Genomic DNA, 22,012 nt, shown 5'->3' with positions numbered 1-22,012 from the left:
CTACCAGCATGTAAATATTTATACAGAAAAATTTATTAATAATTTAAATTTTTTTATCAAAGAAAGTATCAAAAAACTGTGATTTTAGACTAAGTTATAGGTTAACATGAGGTAAACAATACAAAGTTAATAATAATAACGCTAGGGAGAGGTTTATGCCTTTAACACGACTGCTAAGCATTATGATGCTCAGCTTTTTTATCACAGCTTGTGGTGGTGGTGGCTCACTTGAAAAGGAGGGCAGTATAGGTGATGGTAACGGAGGAACAACACCTGATGTACCCACCTACACCGTTACGCTTCAAGGCTACTCCCAAGAGGATGGCAGCGCATCGAATACTGTTACAGCGGCCTCTGCGCTAGATTTACGGGCTACACTAAAACGAGATGGTGAAGTGGTTGCCGGTAAACGAATTACTTTTACCCTTGTTGACGATATTGGTGATTTGAATCCTTTGTCAGCACTTACACAAAATGATGGTATTGCTACCGTGGAATTAACTGCAGGCGTAGATGCCGGAGCTGGTGAAGTTACTGCGTCATACATTGTTGATGGTGAGAGTTATGAGGGGACCTTTGCTTTTCAATCAACAGGAGGTCAGGGCGACGATACTGGCGTGTCTGGTTCCACCACGCTAACGGTTAATATTGTTGATAAGATAGGTGAAAAGTTTTCAGACACTAATCCAGTCACTGCAATTAATCCAGGCACAGTAATAGCTACGTTACAAAATGATGGCGTTGCACTTAGTGAACAACTGATCACGTTTACAACTAAGTTTACTGGCAAAATCACTCCAGATCTTGGTACTGCGATTACAAATAGCGCAGGCGAAGCACGTGTAACACTCTCTAGTGGTAATTTTAAAGGAGCTGGCCAAGTTGTTGCTAGTTATACATCAAGTAATTCAGCTTCAGTAAGTAATACAGCCGTTTTTTATTCATCGGGTGACTCTGCCCCAATTAATTTGGCACGCTTTTCGGTATCGGTTAAATTATTAACCGGATGTTTGCCTGGCTGGGATGATAATCGAGATGCGGTTAAACTCGATCCAACTCAAGTTTCATCTGGATGTACAATAGCGAATACTATTTCATCTTCTGAGTTAGGTGAGTTATTTATAGAGGTAACAGATGAGCAAAGTGGCGAAGGTACTAAGAGTTCACTAGTAAATATTTCGACTAACTTAGGGTCAGTATTGCCCTCTTCTGGTACAGCACTTACCGATAATTTTGGTGTTGCATTACTTAAATTACAACCAGGAAATACAGGCGGTGCAGGAACTGTAACAGCGAGATCGTTAGGTGAAAGTGCAGCCATTAACTTTGCAGTAGGGATTGCAGATTTAACCCTTGAGGTTAACAACGGTTTAAATAAAGATGCTGCTGGAAATGTTATTCCTTTAAAAGCAGGCGGCAGTACAGTTATCGAAGTAACACTGCGTGATGAAGCAGGCAATTTATATTTAACCCCGACGGATGTTGAGTTTAGTTCAACTTGTGTTATTAGTGGTCAGTCAGTAATAGACGCCTCGGTTAAATCTTCTGGTGGTATCGCGACCTCCACGTATCGTGCAACAGGCTGTAGCATTGATGACGATATTAATATCACGGTAGAAACTGGCGGTAAAAACTTTACTATAGCGACGACTATCCCAGTAGAAACCTCAGCGGTGCAGTCAATTCAATTTGTTGATGTAAGTGAAACATTTATAGCGCTTCCTCCGGGTGAAGGCGGTGCGCCAACACAATCTATTGTTAAATTTAAATTGTTAGATGCAGACGGCATTGTATCAACACAACAACGTATCGATTTTAAACTAACCGATTCAATTGGTGCTGCTAAGTTAACATCGTTAAGTGGCAACACAGATAGTAATGGCTTTGTCCAAACTACTGTAACGTCAGGTATAGTTCCAGGCCCGTTAGTTGTTAAAGCCTGTTACATTTCTAAAGTTGATGTAAGCAATTTACCTGCAGGTGATGATTTAACCTGTTGGGTTGATGATTTTGAACTTTGCCAAACGGATCCAAATAATGCAATTTGTCCGGAAGGTACACTTAACTTAGTACCACTATCGGAGCAAATTAGCTCAGTTTCATCACAATTAACTTTGGCATCTGGAGTAACTGATCAAAATAGTTTTGATGCGAGCCCAGTTATATTCAATACAAATTCATTAAATTATAATGGCGTAACTACTGATATTACGGTGTTTTTTGGTGACCAGTTTAATAACTATAATGGCGACGGTGTTGAAGCCACCATTTTAGCAGAAGCCGGCGTTATAGGCTCATCAAGTAATGAAGTTACCTGTAAAACAAATGATGCGACCTGTGTTGTTACTTGGCGATCACAAGGCGACCGCCCTTTTTATGAAAAGAAATGGGGTAATCGTATTGGCGAAATTGACAACGATCCTTCAACAACAGAAGGAATTAACCCAAAAACAGGGTTAATAAACTGTGACCCTTACTTTGGCTCTGCAGCGCCGTGTATTAATGGTATTAAGCGCGCTAAAAATAGTCCCGATGGTGTTGTTATGGGTGGTCGCGTGAGCATTCTGGCTGTTACAAAAGGTCAAGAAAACTTTGTTGATGAAGAGTCAACAGCGACAGTGCAACGCAGAAATGGCTTATTTGATATCGGTGAATACTATGCAAGTTACGACTTACCAGAAGCGTTTATTGACCATAATGAAAATGCCTCGTTCGATAAAGTTAATTGCGGTGACGCTAATGATCCAGCAAGTGATGCGTGTTCAGAACTCAATTCACGTGGCGGCCATAACGAAACTTGGCGTGACCTAAATAATGACGGAATTTATAATTTAGCCGATGGTAAATACAATGGTTTACTATGTAGTGAAGCGGCTAGTACGGCAGGCGAATGTTCACGCGAATTGATTGAAGTACGCAAGCAGTTTGAGCTAGTAATGTCAGGCGATGATCCATATTTGCGTTTTTCAGTATTAAAAACTAACAATATATTGCCAGCGCCTTATCAAGTTTATGTGCCGGCAGATTGTTCCGCTTCTATTGCGGGTAATTTCGAAACCTCAGATACCATAGAGCGTTGTGATGTTGATGCAATCGATTTATCTACGGTGAGTGTCGATAATCCGGCATACGATGGGACCGATCCTTCAGTACCAGAGAAAGTAGATATTGGTTTAGGCGGCATCACAGTTCGTATCCATTATACTGACGAATTTGGTAATCCATTACCAGCAGGTACAACTATTTCGCTTTCAACTACTAATGGTGACTTATCCATCATTGAAAGTAGTGATGTGGTTCCGAATACTAACCGCGATACGCCAATGTATTCAGATGTTAGGATTTCACGAGAAGCCGATGGTAACGATAAGTTTGATGGCATACTATCTATAGCATTCGAGTTCAAAACTCAGTCGGGTAGTACTAAAACAGTTAAAAAAGGTATCGCGATATTTGACAGTAAATAAAAACTAAATTGAAAAATGCCAACCATAAGGTTGGCATTTTTTGTTTCTATTCTATATATTCCCCATCAATTACTCTAAAAACACCTGTTTGTTTAAATTAAACGCAGAAATTGTTCGTTTATTCGCTTAAAGCTGAAAAGTTTGTATTAAAAGCTTGTAACAATTAGTGTTTGTAGATATACCTATAAATATTCGTGCCGCTTATGTCGGCTAAACACATTTTAAAAAACTTGGTTAGAAATAGGCAACTATGGGCAAATCGCTAGTAATTGTAGAGTCACCTGCTAAGGCTAAAACAATTAATAAATATTTAGGTAATGACTTCATCGTAAAGTCCAGTATTGGACACGTGCGAGATTTACCTACTTCAGGTTCTGGAAAAAACAAAGTGCCAGCGACTAAAACGCCGGCTGAAGTGCGTAAATTACCACCTGAAGAGAAAGCAGCGTATAAAAAGCAACGAGACTATTCTAACTTAGTCGCGCGTATGGGCATTGACCCTGATAAAGGCTGGGAACCACATTACGAAATACTGCCAGGAAAAGAAAAGGTAGTACAAGAGCTTAAAAAGCTTGCCGAAAACGCTGACCAAATATATCTCGCAACGGATTTGGATAGAGAAGGGGAAGCAATTGCTTGGCACCTTCAAGAAATTATTGGCGGTGAACCTGCAAAATATAAGCGTGTAGTTTTTAACGAAATTACAAAAAACGCAATTCAGCAAGCATTCGAAACACCTGGTGAGCTTAATACCGATATGGTATATGCGCAGCAAACACGTCGTTTTTTAGACCGTGTTGTTGGTTTTATGGTATCTCCCTTACTGTGGGCAAAAGTGGCACGTGGACTTTCGGCTGGACGTGTACAATCGGTAGCAGTGCGCTTACTCGTTGAGCGTGAACGCGAAATTAAAGCGTTTATACCTGAAGAGTTTTGGGATATTCATGCTGACGTTAAAAATGCAGAGTCAGAGTTACGCTTAGAAGTAGCCAAACAAGCAGGCAAGCCATTTAAGCCAGTAAATGAAGCTCAGGCAAGCGCAGCAGTTAAAAGCCTTGAGAATGCAGAATATAAAGTTATAAGCGTTGACGAAAAACCAAGTAAAAGTCGCCCAAGTGCGCCTTTAATCACCTCAACTATGCAACAAGCAGCCAGTACACGTTTAGGCTATGGCGTTAAAAAAACCATGATGCTAGCGCAGCGCTTGTACGAAGGCGGTTACATTACCTATATGCGTACCGACTCAACTAATCTGTCAAAAGATGCGGTTGCTATGTGTCGCGAATATGTAACAGAGCAATTTGGTGAAAAATACTTACCTAAAGATCCTATTAATTATAGCTCAAAAGGCAATGCACAAGAGGCGCATGAAGCAATTCGTCCATCTAGTGTAACTGTGCTTTCGGGGCATATTGAAGGGGTTGATGCCGATGCTAAAAAACTATATGAGCTAATTTGGCGTCAATTTGTAGCGTGCCAAATGGTACCTGCAGAATACGACTTAACGACATTAACGGTAGCAGCAAATGACTTCCAACTAAAAGCCAAAGGCCGTGTGCTACGCTTTGATGGTTGGACTAAAGTACAGCCTGCTATTCGTAAAAAGAACGAAGAAGATCAGTCTTTACCTGCAGTAACAGTAGGCGAAACATTAACGTTAATTGAACTTGACCCTAAGCAACACTTTACTAAACCGCCAGCGCGTTTTAGCGAAGCGAGTTTAGTAAAAGAGCTTGAAAAACGTGGTATTGGCCGCCCATCTACTTATGCATCTATTATTTCTACTATTCAAGATCGTGGTTATGTACGGGTTGAAAACCGTCGTTTCTTCGCTGAAAAAATGGGTGAAATAGTTACCGACCGCTTAGTAGAAAATTTTGAAGACTTAATGAACTTTGACTTTACCGCCAAAATGGAAGGTCGTTTAGATGATATCGCCGAAGGCGAGCGCATTTGGACCGAAGTACTCGATAAGTTTTATGCCGACTTTTCAACGCAATTAACTGTTGCGAAAGACGAGCCTGAAAATGGCGGAATGCGTCTTAATGAAATGGTCGAAACTGATATTGAATGTCCGACTTGTAGCCGTAAAATGGGTATCCGTACCGCATCTACTGGCGTGTTCTTAGGGTGTACTGGTTATAACTTGCCACCAAAAGAGCGTTGTACAACAACGATGAACTTAGTATCGGGCGATGAAGCAGTTGCCGCAGACAGTGCCGATGCAGAAGATCTTGAAACCGAAACATTAATGCAAATGAAACGTTGCCCAATTTGTGAAACGGCAATGGATTCATATCTAATCGACGAAACCCGTAAATTACATGTATGTGGTAATAACCCAGCATGTAGTGGACACGTAGTTGAGCAGGGCACGTTTAAAATTAAAGGCTATGACGGGCCACTTATTGAATGTGATAAGTGTGGCGCGGATATGGAATTAAAATCGGGACGTTTTGGTAAGTACTTTGGTTGTAATAACGATGAGTGTAAAAATACCCGTAAGTTACTTAAAAACGGCGAAGCTGCGCCGCCAAAAGAAGACCCTGTTCACATTACCGAATTAGAATGTGAAAAGTCAGATGCGTATTTTGTTTTACGTGATGGCGCAGCAGGTATTTTCTTGGCTGCAAATACCTTCCCTAAATCGCGCGAAACACGTGCGCCTAAGGTTGAAGAGTTACAACGCTTTAGAGACCGTATTTCACCTAAGTTTTATTACTTAGCCGATGCACCAGCACAAGATCCAGATGGAAACTTAGCTGTTGTACGCTACAGCCGTAAAAATAAAGAGCAGTATGTAATGACCGAAGTCGACGGTAAAGCGACCGGTTGGACTGCGCATTATGTTGCGGGTAAGTGGGTTGAAGAAGCGAAGAAAAAAGCAGCACCAAAAAAGAAAGCAGCTGCCAAAAAAGCGCCTGCTAAAACTAAGGTTAAAGCAAAAACTAAAAAAGATGATGAATAAATAATACTAATATAAGTATTTAATTTTTCTCTTTTTGAAAGCAATAAAAAACCGGAATACACATTGAGTGTCGATTCCGGTTTTTTTATATCTAATTAAAAGTGTTCGCAACGGCTGTATTAGCAATAGACTTAATTAGACAATAAACTTAATTAAATTTTTACAGCAGAGACTTTTTTGTAGCCTTCTGATACAAGCTCATCATTCACGCACTTTAATACATAGCCATAAAGCTCTTCATTGCTTACGTCGTCATCTTTAGCCCAGTTAACACACATTTCTGTGTATTCTTTAACTGTTTCAGCTGAAGCGTCCGCCGCATCTTCTGCAACCACATTAAGTGCAGACAGTGCAAATAGAGGTGCTACGATTAATGCTAGCAATGCTTTGTTCATTTGTTTATTCCTAAAAAATGTTATGACAATTGTTATTTAAAACAAGTGTGCCCAAGCCAGAACAACTCTGTTGGTATGCTGATTTTTAATCGAATTTGAAATAAAAGATAACGAAATATTTTTATCGTCAGGATAAGGAATACTAAAATTTCAATAGGCTCAACTCATTGTATTAGAATAGGAAATAAGTTAATGTTAAATTTTAATGGTAATTAGGATCATACATGGACGAATCATCAAGCTCTAAGCCAACCAAAACAAATAAAATAGAATCGGTATTGGAGTGTTTTATATTTAATGGACGTTGGTTAATAGCACCATTTTTTGTTGGGTTATTATTTGCGGTAATAGTATTATTAATAAAGTTTTTTAAGCAGCTTTACTATATGGGGAGCTCAGTATTTAGTGCGTCTAATCAAGATATGTTAGTTGCTATTCTAACATTGGTTGACACCACGCTTTTAGCTGGCTTGTTAATGATAGTTATTTTTAGCGGTTATGAGAGTTTTGTGTCTAAGCTTAAAACTAATAACCATGAAGACAGACCTGCTTGGATGGGAAAAGTTGGCTTTTCCGGTTTAAAAATGAAACTGATCAGTGCAATTGTTGCTATTTCTGCTGTAGAATTATTAAAAGTATTTTTAAACTCAGCACAATATTCATCAGATCAGCTTATATTTAAAATAGTAATCCACCTAACCTTTGTTGTTTCAGGGGTATTGTTTGCGTTTACCGATTATTTAAACTGTAAAACTAGCAGTCATTAAGTTGTAAGCTATAAAAAAGCCTGAGCGTACTCAGGCTTTTGTTTTTATATTAAATGACTTTGGCACATTGGGCGTAATAGCAGCCAAAACCATTCATTATTAGCTGGTTATTACTCAAAGTAGCATTGTGATGCGAAAGCGTGTCATACGCTTTAGTTATAGCCACCGGCAAACTTAATGTTGCTTGTTGCGCACTCAAATTGAATACACACAACATTTTTTCATCGTTTCGAGTACGGTAAAACGCTAAGATTGGCTCTTCGGTTTGTAAAAACTCAATATCACCTTCAAGTAATACCGGCTGGTTTTTACGCCATGCCATAAATTCACGGTACGCATTTAATATTGAGTTTGAATCATTCTCTTGTTCAGCAACTGCTTGCAGCCTATGTTGTTGATCAACAGGTAACCACGGTTTTACTTCACTAAAGCCCGCATTGTGAGCATTGGCATGTGAGCTATCAAGGTTTTCCCAAGGCATTGGGGTACGACAACCATCACGGCCTTTAAAGTTTGGCCAAAACGTAATGCCGTATGGGTCTTGTAAATCTTCAAACGCAACGCTTGCTTCACCGAGCCCGAGTTCTTCACCTTGATACATACACACGCTACCACGTAACGAGGCCAATAGGGCGGTTAACATCTTACATTGCGCAGGGTTTACTTCACCCGTTTCGCTCCAACGGCTTGCAACGCGCTCTACGTCATGGTTACTAAATGCCCAGCAAGGCCAGCCTTCAGTCATACGTTGTTCAAGTGTAGTAACGGTGTTTCTTATATATTCACTTGAGTAGTCATCAGTTAGTAGCTCAAAGCTGTAACCCATGTGCAATTTATCGCCACCGGCGGTGTATTCAGCCATAGTAGCAAGTGAGTCTTCTGATGATATTTCACCCAAAGACACGGTTCCTGGGTATTTATTGAGTAAGGTGCGAATGTCACGCATAAACTCAATGTTTTCTGGCTGTGTGTTGTTGTAGTAGTGATACTGAAAAGCATACGGATTGTCTTCACTAAAACCACGGCCCTGACGCTTTTCTTTTGGTTTTGCAGGATTATCACGAAGCTGTGCGTCATGGTAACAAAAGTTAATTGCATCTAACCTAAAACCATCAACGCCTTTTTTAAGCCAAAACTCAACATTATCTAATACAGCTTTGCGAACATCAGGGTTATGAAAGTTAAGATCAGGCTGTTCCGTGAAAAAGTTATGTAAGTAGTATTGTCCACGACGCGGCTCCCATTGCCATGCACCGCCACCAAAAATAGACAACCAGTTGTTTGGTGCTGTACCATCTTCTTTTGACTCAGCCCAAACATACCAATCAGACTTATCGTTAGTGGTATTTTCGCGGCTATCTAAAAACCATTGATGTTGATCAGAGGTATGGCTGAGTACTTGGTCAATAATAATTTTAATATCGCGGGCATGCGCTTGTTCAATTAGCGCATCAAAATCGTTTAAATCACCAAATATTGGGTCAATATCTCGGTAGTCGCTAATATCGTAACCAAAGTCTTTCATTGGCGATTTAAAAAAAGGTGAAATCCAAATAGCATCAACACCTAAGCTTTTAATATAATCAATGCGATTAATTATCCCCTTTAAGTCACCAATACCATCATTGTTGCTATCTTGAAAGCTACGCGGATAAACCTGATAAATTACCGCACCTTTGTACCACTGCTGTTGGGTCATGCTTTTCTCCGTCATTGTACACCGTATTTCGATTACGCTAAATATGGTTTGTTAACTCACCATATAATATTTCTAAAAAGCATACGTGAAGCCCGTGATTCTGTAAAAATACTACATACGTATGCAGTAAAATACACACTTTTTAAGTATTAAAAAAATCACTAAAAACCAATTAAATATTTTAAATTAGCGAGAAAACAACCTTACCAATTAAGGTTTTTAAATTGATTTATAGGTTAATTCTTATTTTAATCATTATTAACAATGACTTGAGTTAATCGCCTCTATACTTCATTGGTCTTACCAATTGTAAGCCCAACAATAAGCGTATACAGAGCAGGGATCAGCTTAAATATGGTTATTTTTATGCAGTTTACATTTAACAACTTGCGCCATTTATTGATAAATATAATTATTTAACTAAATTTATTAAGTAATTAATACGAATTTATGAAAGTCTATTAAAAACAAGCGTTTGTGCTGTTGTGAGTGGCTTTTATGTTAATATATTGTCAATGTGCGAGTGTTGAATACGTATGCATAAAGTTGTTAATAAAATGAAGAGAGCGTTAACATTAATCCTGACAACAAAATTAGCTCGCTTTGTTTGACTATCACTCAAACAAAGCGAGGATCACACTATGGGTAACGAGAGAGGATCACACTATGGGTAACGGGAATAACATCATGTCTATGTTCAAACCAAGTATATTAACGTTGGCATTAACAGCTGCCGGTTTATCAAGCTTTGCTACTGCTGCCGCGCAAGAAAATACAATAAAAAAAGAAGACGTAGAAGTCATCGAAGTTAAAGGTTTCCGTGGCAGCGTCGTTGAGTCAATCAATACAAAACGTTTTTCATCTGAAGTAGTAGAGTCTATCTCTGCAGAAGATATTGGTAAATTACCAGATTCGTCAATTGCTGAGTCAATTGCACGTTTACCAGGTTTGACCGCGCAGCGCCTAGATGGCCGTGCCAGTCGTGTAAGCGTTCGTGGTTTTAGTGAAAACGAAAGTGCAACAACCTTTAATGGTCGTGAGCAGGTATCGATTGGGGACAATCGTGGTGTTGAGTTTGACCTTTACCCATCTGAAATAATGAGCGGTGTAACCGTATATAAAACACCAAACGCAAGCTTAGACGCAGAAGGTATTGCAGGTGTTATCGACATGCAAACCGTAAAACCTTTAAGTAAAGGTGAGCGTGTGATCATGTTTAATGGTCAATTAGAGCAAACTGGTTTCGATAAGTTAAACCCAGACGGTGATGATCAAGGTTTCCGCGGTACGGTGTCGTATATTGACCAATTTGCAGATGACACAATCGGTGTCGCCTTCGCATACAATACCATGAGCTCACCAAACCAAGAAAAACGCTGGAACTCATGGGGTTATCCTGACTATAGTATCTCAGAAAATAAAGTTAGAGATGACACAACAGTAGGCCCATACAATCCTATTTTAGGTGGCGCAAAACCATTTGTGCGTTCATCTACGCTTGAGCGTGATTCTGCAATGCTTGTTATCGAAGCCGCACCAACAGATCGCTTAAACATGACGTTTGATGCACTTTATGTTGACTTCTCAGATGAAAAAATCCTTCGCGGTATTGAAGTACCATTTGCTTGGGGCCAAGGAACAATCGATCCAAGCTCAGCGGTCGTAGATGCTGAAAGTGGTTTTATCACCAGCGCGGTAACACAAGGTCAACGTGTTGTTGTACGTAATGACTACGAAGAGCGTAATGCGGAGTTAACTCAGTTTGGTTTTAATACTAAATATGATATCAGTGATGACTGGTCAGTTGAGTTTGATGCGAGCCGCTCTGAAGTAGAGCGCCAAATTTGGAGTATCGAAAGCTATTCAGGTACTGGCCGTGGAGATAATAATGGTGTTGCTGACAACATAGGTTATGCGTTTGACGGTGGTAACACTGGTGCGCAGTTCTCACATGAACTCGATTACAGTGATTACGGCTTAATTCAATTAGGTGGGCCATTGTCATGGGGGGCGAGTAAAGCACTGAACGATAATTATGGTTTAACAGGCACACCTTACGAAAATACTGCCCAAGATGGTTTTATTAATGCTCCTGAAATTAATGATGAACTAACCACACTAAAGTTTGCTGCAAGCAAAGTACTTGAAAGTGAGTATTTCAGTAAAGTTAGTTTTGGTATTTCATACCGTGACCGTGAAAAGTCTAAATTATCAGAAGGTTACTACATGACCTTAAAAGACTTCTCGCTTGCAAATCCGGGCATGTTGTCTATCCCTGAGCAATATCGTTTAGGCACTGCTAGCCTAGATTTTATTGGTATGGGTGATATGGTTGCTTACGATACCAATGGTTTAGTGAACGATGGTTATTATGACTTACTGCAAGAAAGCTTAACGGACCAAAAACATAAAACGCAATCATGGACAGTGCAAGAAGAAGTAACCGCTGTTTTTGCGCAACTTGATATTAATGCCGAGCTTGGCTCAATTCCAGTTACAGGTAATATTGGTGCGCGTTACGTACAAACAGACCAATCATCACAAGGTTCAGCTGCTAACACCACAGCAGATGGGTTAGTAGTGGTAACGCCTACTGATGTAAGTCATGACTATAACCACTTTTTACCAAGCATTAACTTATCGTTTGCGATTGATGAAGAGCAAACGATTCGTTTTGGTGCGGCAAAAACAATTTCACGTGCGCGACTTGATGAGATGAATGCATCAGTAAATGCATCCTACAACCAGCAACCTGATGAAAATGGTAACTATTGGACTATCTCAGGTGGTAATCCAAACTTAGAACCAAAAGAAGCCACTGGTCTAGATTTAAGCTACGAAAACTACTTTGATGCAGAAGGCTATTTTTCAGCTGCATTCTTCTATAAAGATATCACCCAGTGGATTTTTGATGGCAGCTATGAAGTAGATATGTCGGGGGTTGCTGATCCATCAACAGGTCAAGTTCCAGCTAATTCAACCGGTTCTGGTTCAGGTAAAGTGAACGGTGGTGAAGGTGACTTATGGGGTTACGAATTATCACTTGCATTGCCATTTCATATCTTTCATTCATCACTTGATGGTTTTGGCTTAATCGCAAGCCATACAGGTGTAGAGCAAGATCTTAAAGATCAAAACGGTAACGATTACGAGTTACCAGGCTTATCAGACCAAATTGATAGCTTAACGGTTTACTTCGAGCGTAGTGGTTTCCAAGCACGTACTAGTATGCGTAAACGCAGCGCCTTTAAAGGTGATGTTTATGGTTTAGGCTTTGCAACAACACAGGTTGATATCAAAGGCGAAACCATTTGGGATGCGCAAGTTGGTTATGACTTTGGTGAAGGCGGTGTAGAAAGCTTAGATGGCTTAAGCATTACTTTCCAAGTACAAAATATCACTGAAGAACCGTTTCTATCATTACAAGGTGATAGTGATTTACAAGTACGTGATTACCAAGATTATGGCCGTACGTTCTTACTTGGCTTTAGTTACAAGCTATAACATTCTTTAGCGTTGAAAGGCCCTTGTGATTTGTTTTACAAGGGCTTTTTTATATCGACTACACTTAACTAAAAGCAAGTGGAGCAGGGGCTATGCAGAATAAACAAATAAAAGGCGTGGTAATAGCTGGTGGTGGCACTGCGGGTTGGATAACCGCAGCCTTACTAAATAAAGTGCTAGGTAAAATAGTTAATATTACCCTGATTGAATCAGAGCAAATTGGTACTGTGGGAGTGGGTGAAGCGAGCATTTCGCCGATTCTTCACCTTAATGCGGCATTAGGTATACCTGAGAGTGAGTTTATTAAAGCAACTCAAGCGACCATTAAATTGGGGATCGAGTTTGAAAACTGGCGAGCACCACAACACAGCTACATGCATGCTTTTGGTGAGATAGGCAAAGATCTCCCGTTTTGTGAGTTTTATCATTATTGGTTGAGGGCCAAGCAACAGGGCACTAATGCTGATTTTTGGGATTTTTCACTTAACTACCAAGCGGCCAAACAGCATAAATTCGCCCATTTAAAACATATTCCTAATACCCAGCTTAGTGGTTTAAATTATGCTTATCATTTTGACGCTACCTTGTACGGGGAATTTTTAAAAGGGCTGACTATATCACGCGGTGTTAAACGTATTGAGGGTCAAATTGCGGATGTTAAGCAATGCCCAGAGAGCGGTTTTGTAAAAGCACTTGAGCTGTTAGATGGGCAAATAATTTCAGGCGATTTATTTATAGACTGCACAGGCTTGAGTGCATTGCTCATTGAAAAGACCTTAAACACAGGATTTGAAAATTGGACGCATTGGCTACCTTGCGACAGCGCAGTAGCAGTGCAAAGTGAATCAGCGAATGAGCCAGTACCTTATACTCGCTCTATTGCCCAAAATGCTGGTTGGCAATGGCAAATACCTTTACAGCACAGAGTTGGTAACGGCTTAGTGTTCTCGAGCCGCTATTTAACAGATGATGAAGCAAAGCAGCAATTACTCGCTAATTTGCCCGGCAAAGCAATAACAGAGCCGCGGGTGATCCGTTTTAAAACGGGGCGCCGACGCTTACAATGGCATAAAAATGTAGTTGCTATTGGACTCTCAAGTGGGTTTTTAGAGCCGTTAGAGTCAACCAGTATTCATTTAATTCAAACAGCGGCTATTCGATTAATTAAGTTGTTTCCGCATAATGGGATTAAACACTCGCAAGTAACTACATATAACCTGCAAAGTAAAACCGAAATAGAACGCATACGCGACTTTATAATTTTACATTATAAGCTTACCACCCGCACAGATAGCGCATTTGGGCGTCAATGTCAGCAAATGAGTAATCCCGAAACTCTGCAACAAAAAATAACCTTGTTCAAGCAAACAGGCAAGCTCACTCGAGAAGACGACGAACTTTTTTCCGAGCCAGCGTGGCAGCAAGTAATGATAGGTCAGGGGCTTGAAGCAGATGATTATCACCCATTAGCCAACGCCCTAACTGATGAGCCGCTGCTCGCATTATTTTCTGATTTAAAAGCTTTGATTAACCACACGGTTGAACAACTCCCTTCCCATAGTGAATTTTTATCTAGGATGAAAAATAATTAAATGAAAAAGCTAATTAAAGCACTGTTTGCTACAACATTGTTTACTGCAATACCATTTACTGCAACAAAGGCACAGGCCATGTCTGTATCGCCACAAAATTGGTGGGTTGGCATGCAAAATGAGGCATTGCAAGTTATGTTGCATGAGCCAAACATTGCTAAACAACAGTGGCAATTAATCCCCTACAATGGGGTTAAGTTAATCAGTATTAGCAAAACAGATAACCCTAATTATGCGTTTTTAAACCTAAAAATAACGCCGCAAGCAAAGCCTGGTGACTTAGTGTTTACCAGCCCAACGGGTGAGCGCTTTGAATACCCGTTACATACTCGCAGCAGCAACAGTGCCAAGCGTAAAGGCTTTAACAGCCAAGATACCCTTTATTTAATTAACCCAGACCGTTTTGTAAATGGCGATAGCAGTAACGACACCGCAGCAGGCATGTTAGAGGCCGCTGATCCAAAAAGTAAAGGCGGGCGCCACGGTGGCGACTTACAAGGGGTGATCAATGCACTTCCATATTTAAATGATTTAGGGGTAACTCAATTGTGGTTAACCCCAGCGCTTGAAAACAATATGCCAAGCTACTCTTACCATGGTTATGCTATTACTGACTTTTATAATATAGATCCCCGTATGGGCAGTAATGAACTCTACCAAGAGCTGTCAAATAAAGCGCAGCAACAGGGGATTGGTTTAGTGATGGATTTTGTACTTAATCACTTTGGCTCTGAGCATGTGTGGATGAATGACAAGCCAACGTCTGATTGGATTAATTTTAATGGTGAGTTTGCCAATGGTAAACATGCCACTAGTCATGCAAGGCAAACCATTCAAGACCCTCACGCCAGCCAGTTCGATAAACGTCAATTTAGCGATGGCTGGTTTGTAGAAACCATGCCCGATTTAAACCAGCGTCAACCTTTGTTGGCAACCTACCTAATTCAAAACACCATTTGGTGGATTGAGTATGCAAATTTAAGCGGTATTCGAGTAGATACATATTCATACTCAGACAAAGCTTTTTTAGCCAATTGGACCAAAGCAATTATGAGCGAATACCCAGCGTTTAATATTGTTGGTGAAGAGTGGACTACCAATCCAGCAATTGCATCGTATTGGCAAGCGGGCAAAAATAACAGCGACGGTTATACTTCAAGTTTACCCAGTGTGATGGACTTTTCGCTGCAAGAGGCGCTCATTCAAGCTTTAAACGAAGATGAAAGCTGGAACACAGGTTGGGTTAAAGTATACCAATCACTTGCCAATGATTTTTTATACCCTAATCCAAATAACCTTTTAGTATTTGCCGATAACCACGATATGAGCCGTGTTTATACTGAGCTAAAGCAAAATCTAAATAAAACCAAAATGGCGATGACCATGCTGCTTACCACCCGCGGTATTGCACAAATGTATTATGGCACCGAAGTATTACTCGATAACACAGGCAGTAATGACCACGGCGATATTCGTATTGATTTTCCGGGCGGCTTTGCTGGGCAAACAGTTAATGCCTTTACAGGTAAAGGGCTCACAAATGCACAGCGTGATATGCACCAAACCCTACGTACGTTACTTAATTTTAGAAAGCAAAGCCCTGCATTAGGTTATGGCAAGCTAACGCATTTTAGTCCACAGCAAGGTATTTACAGTTATGCACGTATAGCCGATGAGCAAATAGTGTTGGTATTTTTGAATAAAAATAAGCAGGCTAAAAATTGGTCATTAGAGTATATGCAAGAGGTGCTTAAGCTGCATACAACAGCAACAAACTTGTTTACTAAGCAGCAAATTAATTTAACTGATGCAATAACATTAGCACCCATGAGCGCCACAGTATTAGTGATAGAGTAAATTGCTTAATGAATACGTATGCAGCGACTGTCAGTCAGTCGCGCTTCACACTAGTATTAAATTCATAACAAAAACGACAAAGTAGTAGAGTAGACTATGACAATAATGAAGATAATTAAATATAGCCCTTTGTTTTTAGCCAGCAGCATTTACCTAACAGGCTGCTCAGATAGCGAAACACAAGCTAATCAGGTTAATGAGCAATTAACTAAATCTGCAGATGAGATCAGCAAACCAGTTGTATACCAAGTATTCACTCGTTTGTTTGGTAACACCCAAACGGTGAATGTACCTTGGGGCACTAAGGAGCAAAATGGGGTTGGCAAATTTGCCGACTTTAATGACGCCGCATTGCAAGGCATTAAAGATTTAGGCACCACCCATGTTTGGTATACCGGCGTGTTGCATCATGCGCTGGTGGGCGATTATAGCCAATACGGGATAAAACAAGACGACCCTGATGTAGTTAAAGGCCGTGCGGGTTCGCCTTATGCAATAAAAGATTACTACGATGTAAACCCAGATCTTGCAGTAAACCCAGAGCGTCGCTTAGTGGAGTTTTCTGCACTTATTGAGCGCACTCATCAACATGGTATGAAAGTGGTTATTGATATTGTGCCAAACCATGTGGCGCGTAACTATCATTCAATTGCTAGGCCTGCTGGTGTAAAAGACTTTGGCGAGCAAGACGATACCAGCAAAGAATATGCGCGTGATAATAACTTTTATTATGTGCCAGGGCAGTCGTTTCAAGTACCTAGCTCTGATCAATACCAAGTTTTAGGAGGAGATGCACACCCATTAGCCGATGGCTTGTTTAACGAAAGCCCTGCTAAATGGACAGGAAACGGCGCGCGTGCAGCCAAGCCCGATATAAACGACTGGTACGAAACTGTAAAAGTAAACTACGGGGTTAAACCCGATGGCAGTTATGACTTTCCAACCCTACCTGCAAGCTTTGCAACTAAAGATGCCCGAGCGCACTATGAATTTTGGCAAGACAAAAACCTACCTAACAGCTGGTATAAATTTCGCGATATTGCACTATTTTGGTTAGATAAAGGCGTAGATGGCTTTCGCTATGACATGGCCGAAATGGTGCCAGTTGAATTTTGGAGCTTTTTAAATTCGGCAATCAAAATGCAAAACCCTAATGCCTTTTTACTTGCCGAAGTATATAACCCAAAAATGTACCGAGGTTATATTCATCAGGGCAAAATGGATTACTTATACGACAAGGTGGGTTTTTACGACACGCTAAAAGCTATTATGCAAAATAAGCAAGCTGCGAGCACTATTTTTGATGCACAACAGCAAGTTGCCGATATAGAACAGCACATGCTGCACTTTTTAGAAAACCACGACGAGCAACGTATTGCCAGCCCCGATTTTGCAGGTAACGCGCTATGGGGCAAACCAGCCATGGTGGTATCTACGTTAATTAGCCGCTCGCCTAGCTTGTTATATTTTGGCCAAGATGTAGGCGAAGATGGCTCTGAAAACGCCGGGTTTGGCACGCCAACCCGTACCAGTATTTTTGATTATATTGGCGTTCCTGCGCATCAAGCGTGGATGAATAACGGCCAGTTCGATGGTGCTAATTTAACACCTGAGCAAGCTAGCTTACAAAAATACTACAAAGCCATAATGGCGTTAAATAACTTACCTGCGGTAGTGGGCGGTGATATGCACGCTTTAAACGTACAGGGTAGCGACAGGGTTGTTGCGTTTTCACGTAGTTTAGGTCGCCAAGTTATTTTGGTACTAAGCAACTTTAGCGAGCAACAACAAACAATCACTATTAACTTAAATAGCCAAACAACTGCAAATATAGGCGCAAATTCAGCGTTACACGATTTACTCGAAACACATAGCGGTGTGTTAGTGAGCAATAACGATCAAGGTGCAAGTTTTACACTTACCCTTAATGCACTAAGTAGCGCGGTATTAACCAATAAGGTAAATAATGAATAATAATAATAGCAATAAACCAGACCTAAGCTTTTGGCAAATATGGAACATGTGTTTTGGTTTTTTAGGGATTCAATTTGGGTTTGCCCTGCAAAACGGTAACGTTAGTCGTATATTTCAAACGCTTGGTGCCGACATTGATGATATACCTATTTTATGGGTAGCCGCTCCGCTAACGGGGTTAATTGTACAGCCTATTATTGGTTACTGGAGTGATAAAACCTGGGGTAAGTTAGGTCGCCGCCGTCCGTTTTTTTTATATGGTGCAATTTTAACTACACTGTCGTTATTTATAATGCCTAACTCACCAACGCTGTGGGTTGCTGCCGGTATGTTGTGGATTATGGATGCGTCAATTAACGTTACTATGGAACCGTTTCGTGCTTTAGTTGGCGACAACCTACCTAAAAAACAGCGTGCAACAGGTTATGCCATGCAAAGCTTTTTTATCGGCATTGGCGCTGTAGTTGCATCAGCACTACCATGGATGATGGCTAACTGGTTTGGTATTGCCAATACTGCACCGGCTGGGCAAATTCCTGATTCAGTAAAATATTCGTTTTACTTTGGCGCGGTAATTTTACTGGTTGCTGTAGGTTGGAGTATTCTAACCACCAAAGAATACTCGCCAGAGCAACTCGCTGCATTTAATCAACAAGAAGAGCCTGCTTCTCAAAGCCAACCAACAGCTAATATTAACTTTAGCAAAGGGGGCATAATATTTAGTGTTTTAGGCTTAGCCGTTTTAGCCTTGGTAAGCGCCTTAAATTTAGAAAAAGAACTGTATTTATTGGCTGGTGGTTTAGTGAGTTTTGGGGTTGTTCAGTTTATAGCGGCAGCCTTGCAAACTAAACAACTTACATCGGGCGGTTTTTATCAGGTATTAAACGACGTATTTACTATGCCCGAAGCCATGAAGCAGCTGGCGTGGGTGCAGTTTTTTAGCTGGTTTTCGTTATTTGCAATGTGGATTTATACCACTTCAGCGGTAACGGGTTTTCATTACGGCAGCAGCGATACCAGTTCCCCAGCTTATAACAACGGCGCTGACTGGGTAGGTATATTATTTGCCGCGTATAACGGCTTTGCAGCACTTGCTGCAATATGTATTCCGATAATAGTTAAGCGCGTTGGTTTAAAGCTCGCCCATTGTTTTAACCTAATTTTAGGCGCGCTGGGCTTAGCCAGCTTTATTGTTATTAAAGATCCCACCTTACTTATTTGGCCAATGATAGGTATTGGCTTTGCGTGGGCGTCTATTTTATCACTGCCATACGCCATGTTAAGTACCTCGGTGCCGAGCAGTAAAATGGGTGTTTATATGGGCATATTTAACTTTTTTATTGTTATACCCCAGCTGTTAGCCGCCAGCATTTTAGGGCTTATATTACGCCACTTTTTTGAGAATCAACCAATATACGCTTTGTTAATAGGCGCGGTGTCGTTTTTACTGGCAGCCGTTGCCGTATTGCGCGTTAAACAATCTTAATTTTTATAAATAAAAGCAAATTACTGCCTCTACCATTGCATTTTTAAGGCAAGGGCAGAGGCAGCAAAATAACTAACCATTAGGCTAAAACCATTCGCAACATATTACAGTTACACTTTAATTGAATGGTATACAGCAATTAGCATAAACAACAAAAACAAAGGGGATAAAATGAAAACCTTTACCTTGAGTGCATTAGCACTGGCACTAACATTAACTGGTTGTAAGCCAGCGCCTGCGCCATCAACAAATACTAACACTAATAACGCAGTAACTACTGCGCAAACTAAAGCAGTAGAACAGCCAGCAGATTGGTGGCAAAGTGCCATATTTTATCAAATTTGGCCGCGCAGCTTTTACGACAGCAATAACGATGGTCATGGCGACTTTAATGGCATGAGCGCAAAACTCCCATACCTAGAAGAGTTAGGTGTAAATGCACTGTGGTTAACACCTATTTTCGAAGCGCCTTCTTATCATGGCTATGACTTTACAGAGTTTTATAAAGTTGAAAGTGACTATGGCAGCATGGCTGAGTTTGAAGCGTTTATAAAAGCGGCTGATGACAAAGGTATGAAAGTTATACTAGATTTAGTGATCAATCATATATCTAGTCAGCATGATTGGTTTCAACAATCTGAAAAACAACAAGCGCCATTTAGCGACTATTTTGTATGGCGTGACGATATGCCTAAAGCAGGCAGTGGTTGGGGGCATGCTTGGAGCGATAACGACAAGCCAGAAGCCGTATGGCATTGGAGTGAAACGCGTAAGCAATATTATTATGGTGCATTTGGTGCAAGCCAACCCGATTTAAATTTACGCCACCCAGATGTGGCTAATGAAATGAAAAAAATGGCAAAGTTTTGGCTCGACAAAGGCGTAGCAGGATTTAGGCTTGATGCAGTACGCTTTGCTATGGAAGGCGGTGCAAATGCACAAGCCGACACCCAAGAAACGATAGAATATTGGCAAGACTTTAATCAATATATAAAAAGTGTAAATCCACAAGCTTACCTAGTAGGCGAAGCATGGGCCGACCTTCCTATTGCCGCAAAGTACTATGGGGAAGGTAAGGGGCTAGATCAAGGCTTTGACTTTGAAGTAGGCTATAAAATTTTGAGCTTACTTAAAACCGATACCGACACAGATGTGCTCTTTGGTACTATGCCATCTAATGAGCAGCACAAAGGTAAAAATGCACTCATCCTTGATGAAAACCTACAACAACGTAAAGACTCACAAGCACCACTGCACTTTTTTACACCGTTTTTAACTAATCACGATCAAGAACGTGTTGCTTATCAACTTAAAGAGCACGATGGTAAAGCAAAACTAGCTGCGGCCATGTTATTTAGCTCGCCAGGTACGCCGTATATTTACTACGGTGAAGAAATAGGCTTAACGCAGCAGCGCATCGGTGACGATGTTTATAAACGTGCGCCTATGCAGTGGGACAATAGTCATCAAGCGGGCTTTACGCAAAGTGACAATAGTTGGGTTGAAGAAACGGCATTATTTGGTGATGATTTTGCAAACTGGTGGCCAGAGTTTCTTGCTAAGCAACTAGCAGCAGGCGATCGCAGCGTTGCAGCGCAGCAAGCACAACCAAACTCAGTTTGGCGTTTATATCAGCACTTAATCGCAATGAAAAAGCAGCGCCCAGAATTTACTATTAACGGCAGTTACCAGCTAACGCAGCACGACAATGGCATAGTAGAAATAACGCGAGAGTTAAGCGGCAGCAAAAGTGTTTTTGTACTTAACCTAACGGACAAAGCTCAAAGCATCAGCAGTATTACACGCGACGGTTTAACAGCCAGTTGGCAGCACGATCTCAATGGCGATCAACTTGCCGCTTACGGTTTATTGTTACTAAATAACACACTGTAAATAGCATACTTATTATAGGGGTTAACATGCGTTAGCCCCTATTTGTTACTACGCACAGCCCCCCGTTCGCTCTTTGTTGTAATACACAATTAAAAAGAGAAGTTTCACAAAGTCACACATCAGATCACATTAAAGTAAAGCTGTGCATATAAGCACTTACTTGCATTTTGCCCTATAACATTATTAAAAGTCGTTTTGGGATATTTTAACAAAGACAATTTTATAACACACGTAATCACTTGTTTACATTGGAGTTGTTTGGTGCAACTATTGAGCTATGTAATATACGCCGTTTTGGGGTGTTATAAACCCCCAAAGTGGTGTTCAATAAGCTGTTGAACAAAGCCGCTACGCGGAGCTAGCAACTTCTAGCATAATTGCCACACTTGTCATTGGGACTTCCCCCTATT

At 40.7% G+C, this 22,012-nt stretch carries 11 protein-coding genes; 9 read left to right on the top strand and 2 right to left on the bottom strand.

Going from position 1 to position 22,012, the window contains the following annotated elements; translation table 11 throughout:
* Positions 1-155: 155 nt before the first annotated feature.
* Both AAEY55_RS11745 and topA read left to right on the top strand, forming a co-directional pair.
* On the top strand, positions 156-3,467 hold the full coding sequence (locus AAEY55_RS11745; protein ID WP_350551395.1) for a hypothetical protein: 3,312 nt from the start codon (positions 156-158) through the stop codon (positions 3,465-3,467).
* A 250-nt stretch (positions 3,468-3,717) separates the two neighbouring features.
* Positions 3,718-6,435, top strand: a complete 2,718-nt coding sequence (gene topA / locus AAEY55_RS11740) for a type I DNA topoisomerase (protein ID WP_182683285.1) — start codon at positions 3,718-3,720, stop codon at positions 6,433-6,435.
* 152 nt (positions 6,436-6,587) lie between these two features.
* Here the strand turns inward: topA and AAEY55_RS11735 are convergent, their stop codons facing one another.
* Positions 6,588-6,830, bottom strand: a complete 243-nt coding sequence (locus AAEY55_RS11735) for a hypothetical protein (protein ID WP_011328030.1) — start codon at positions 6,828-6,830, stop codon at positions 6,588-6,590.
* Positions 6,831-7,054: 224 nt separating this feature from the next.
* Between AAEY55_RS11735 and AAEY55_RS11730 the strand changes: the two genes are divergently transcribed.
* Positions 7,055-7,597, top strand: a complete 543-nt coding sequence (locus tag AAEY55_RS11730; protein ID WP_011328031.1) for a TIGR00645 family protein — start codon at positions 7,055-7,057, stop codon at positions 7,595-7,597.
* A 49-nt stretch (positions 7,598-7,646) separates the two neighbouring features.
* Here the strand turns inward: AAEY55_RS11730 and AAEY55_RS11725 are convergent, their stop codons facing one another.
* The gene (locus tag AAEY55_RS11725) at positions 7,647-9,296 is read right to left on the bottom strand and encodes an alpha-glucosidase family protein (protein WP_350551392.1); all 1,650 of its coding nucleotides are present in this window, start codon (positions 9,294-9,296) and stop codon (positions 7,647-7,649) included.
* A gap of 687 nt (positions 9,297-9,983) precedes the next feature.
* On the opposite strand from AAEY55_RS11725, the gene AAEY55_RS11720 reads away from it, so the two are divergent.
* From AAEY55_RS11720 to AAEY55_RS11695, 6 genes are all read left to right on the top strand, one after another.
* Positions 9,984-12,800: a TonB-dependent receptor gene (locus AAEY55_RS11720; protein ID WP_339684821.1), complete on the top strand. Its 2,817-nt coding sequence runs from the start codon at positions 9,984-9,986 to the stop codon at positions 12,798-12,800.
* A gap of 92 nt (positions 12,801-12,892) precedes the next feature.
* Complete coding sequence (locus tag AAEY55_RS11715; RefSeq protein ID WP_350551389.1) at positions 12,893-14,392, top strand: tryptophan halogenase family protein; 1,500 nt, start codon at positions 12,893-12,895, stop codon at positions 14,390-14,392.
* Complete coding sequence (locus AAEY55_RS11710; protein WP_339686300.1) at positions 14,393-16,249, top strand: glycoside hydrolase family 13 protein; 1,857 nt, start codon at positions 14,393-14,395, stop codon at positions 16,247-16,249.
* Between the two features lie 105 nt (positions 16,250-16,354).
* Positions 16,355-18,223 (top strand): alpha-amylase family glycosyl hydrolase, encoded by a 1,869-nt coding sequence (locus tag AAEY55_RS11705; RefSeq protein ID WP_339686305.1) that lies wholly within the window; start codon positions 16,355-16,357, stop codon positions 18,221-18,223.
* A complete protein-coding gene (locus AAEY55_RS11700) occupies positions 18,216-19,709 on the top strand; it encodes an MFS transporter (RefSeq protein WP_179806619.1) in 1,494 nt (497 codons plus the stop codon). Before AAEY55_RS11705 ends, AAEY55_RS11700 begins: the two co-directional genes overlap by 8 nt.
* Positions 19,710-19,880: 171 nt before the next feature.
* Positions 19,881-21,602 carry an alpha-amylase family glycosyl hydrolase gene (locus AAEY55_RS11695; RefSeq protein WP_179806618.1) on the top strand — a complete coding sequence of 574 codons (1,722 nt, stop codon included), beginning with the start codon at positions 19,881-19,883 and terminating at the stop codon, positions 21,600-21,602.
* The last annotated feature ends 410 nt before the right edge of the window (positions 21,603-22,012 follow it).

The organism is Pseudoalteromonas sp. 120-MNA-CIBAN-0494 (assembly GCF_040308885.1).
In the GTDB taxonomy this organism is placed as follows: Bacteria; Pseudomonadota; Gammaproteobacteria; order Enterobacterales; family Alteromonadaceae; genus Pseudoalteromonas; species Pseudoalteromonas nigrifaciens.
Note: the sequence above shows the minus strand (reverse complement) of the source record. Positions and strands in the feature narration are given on the sequence as shown.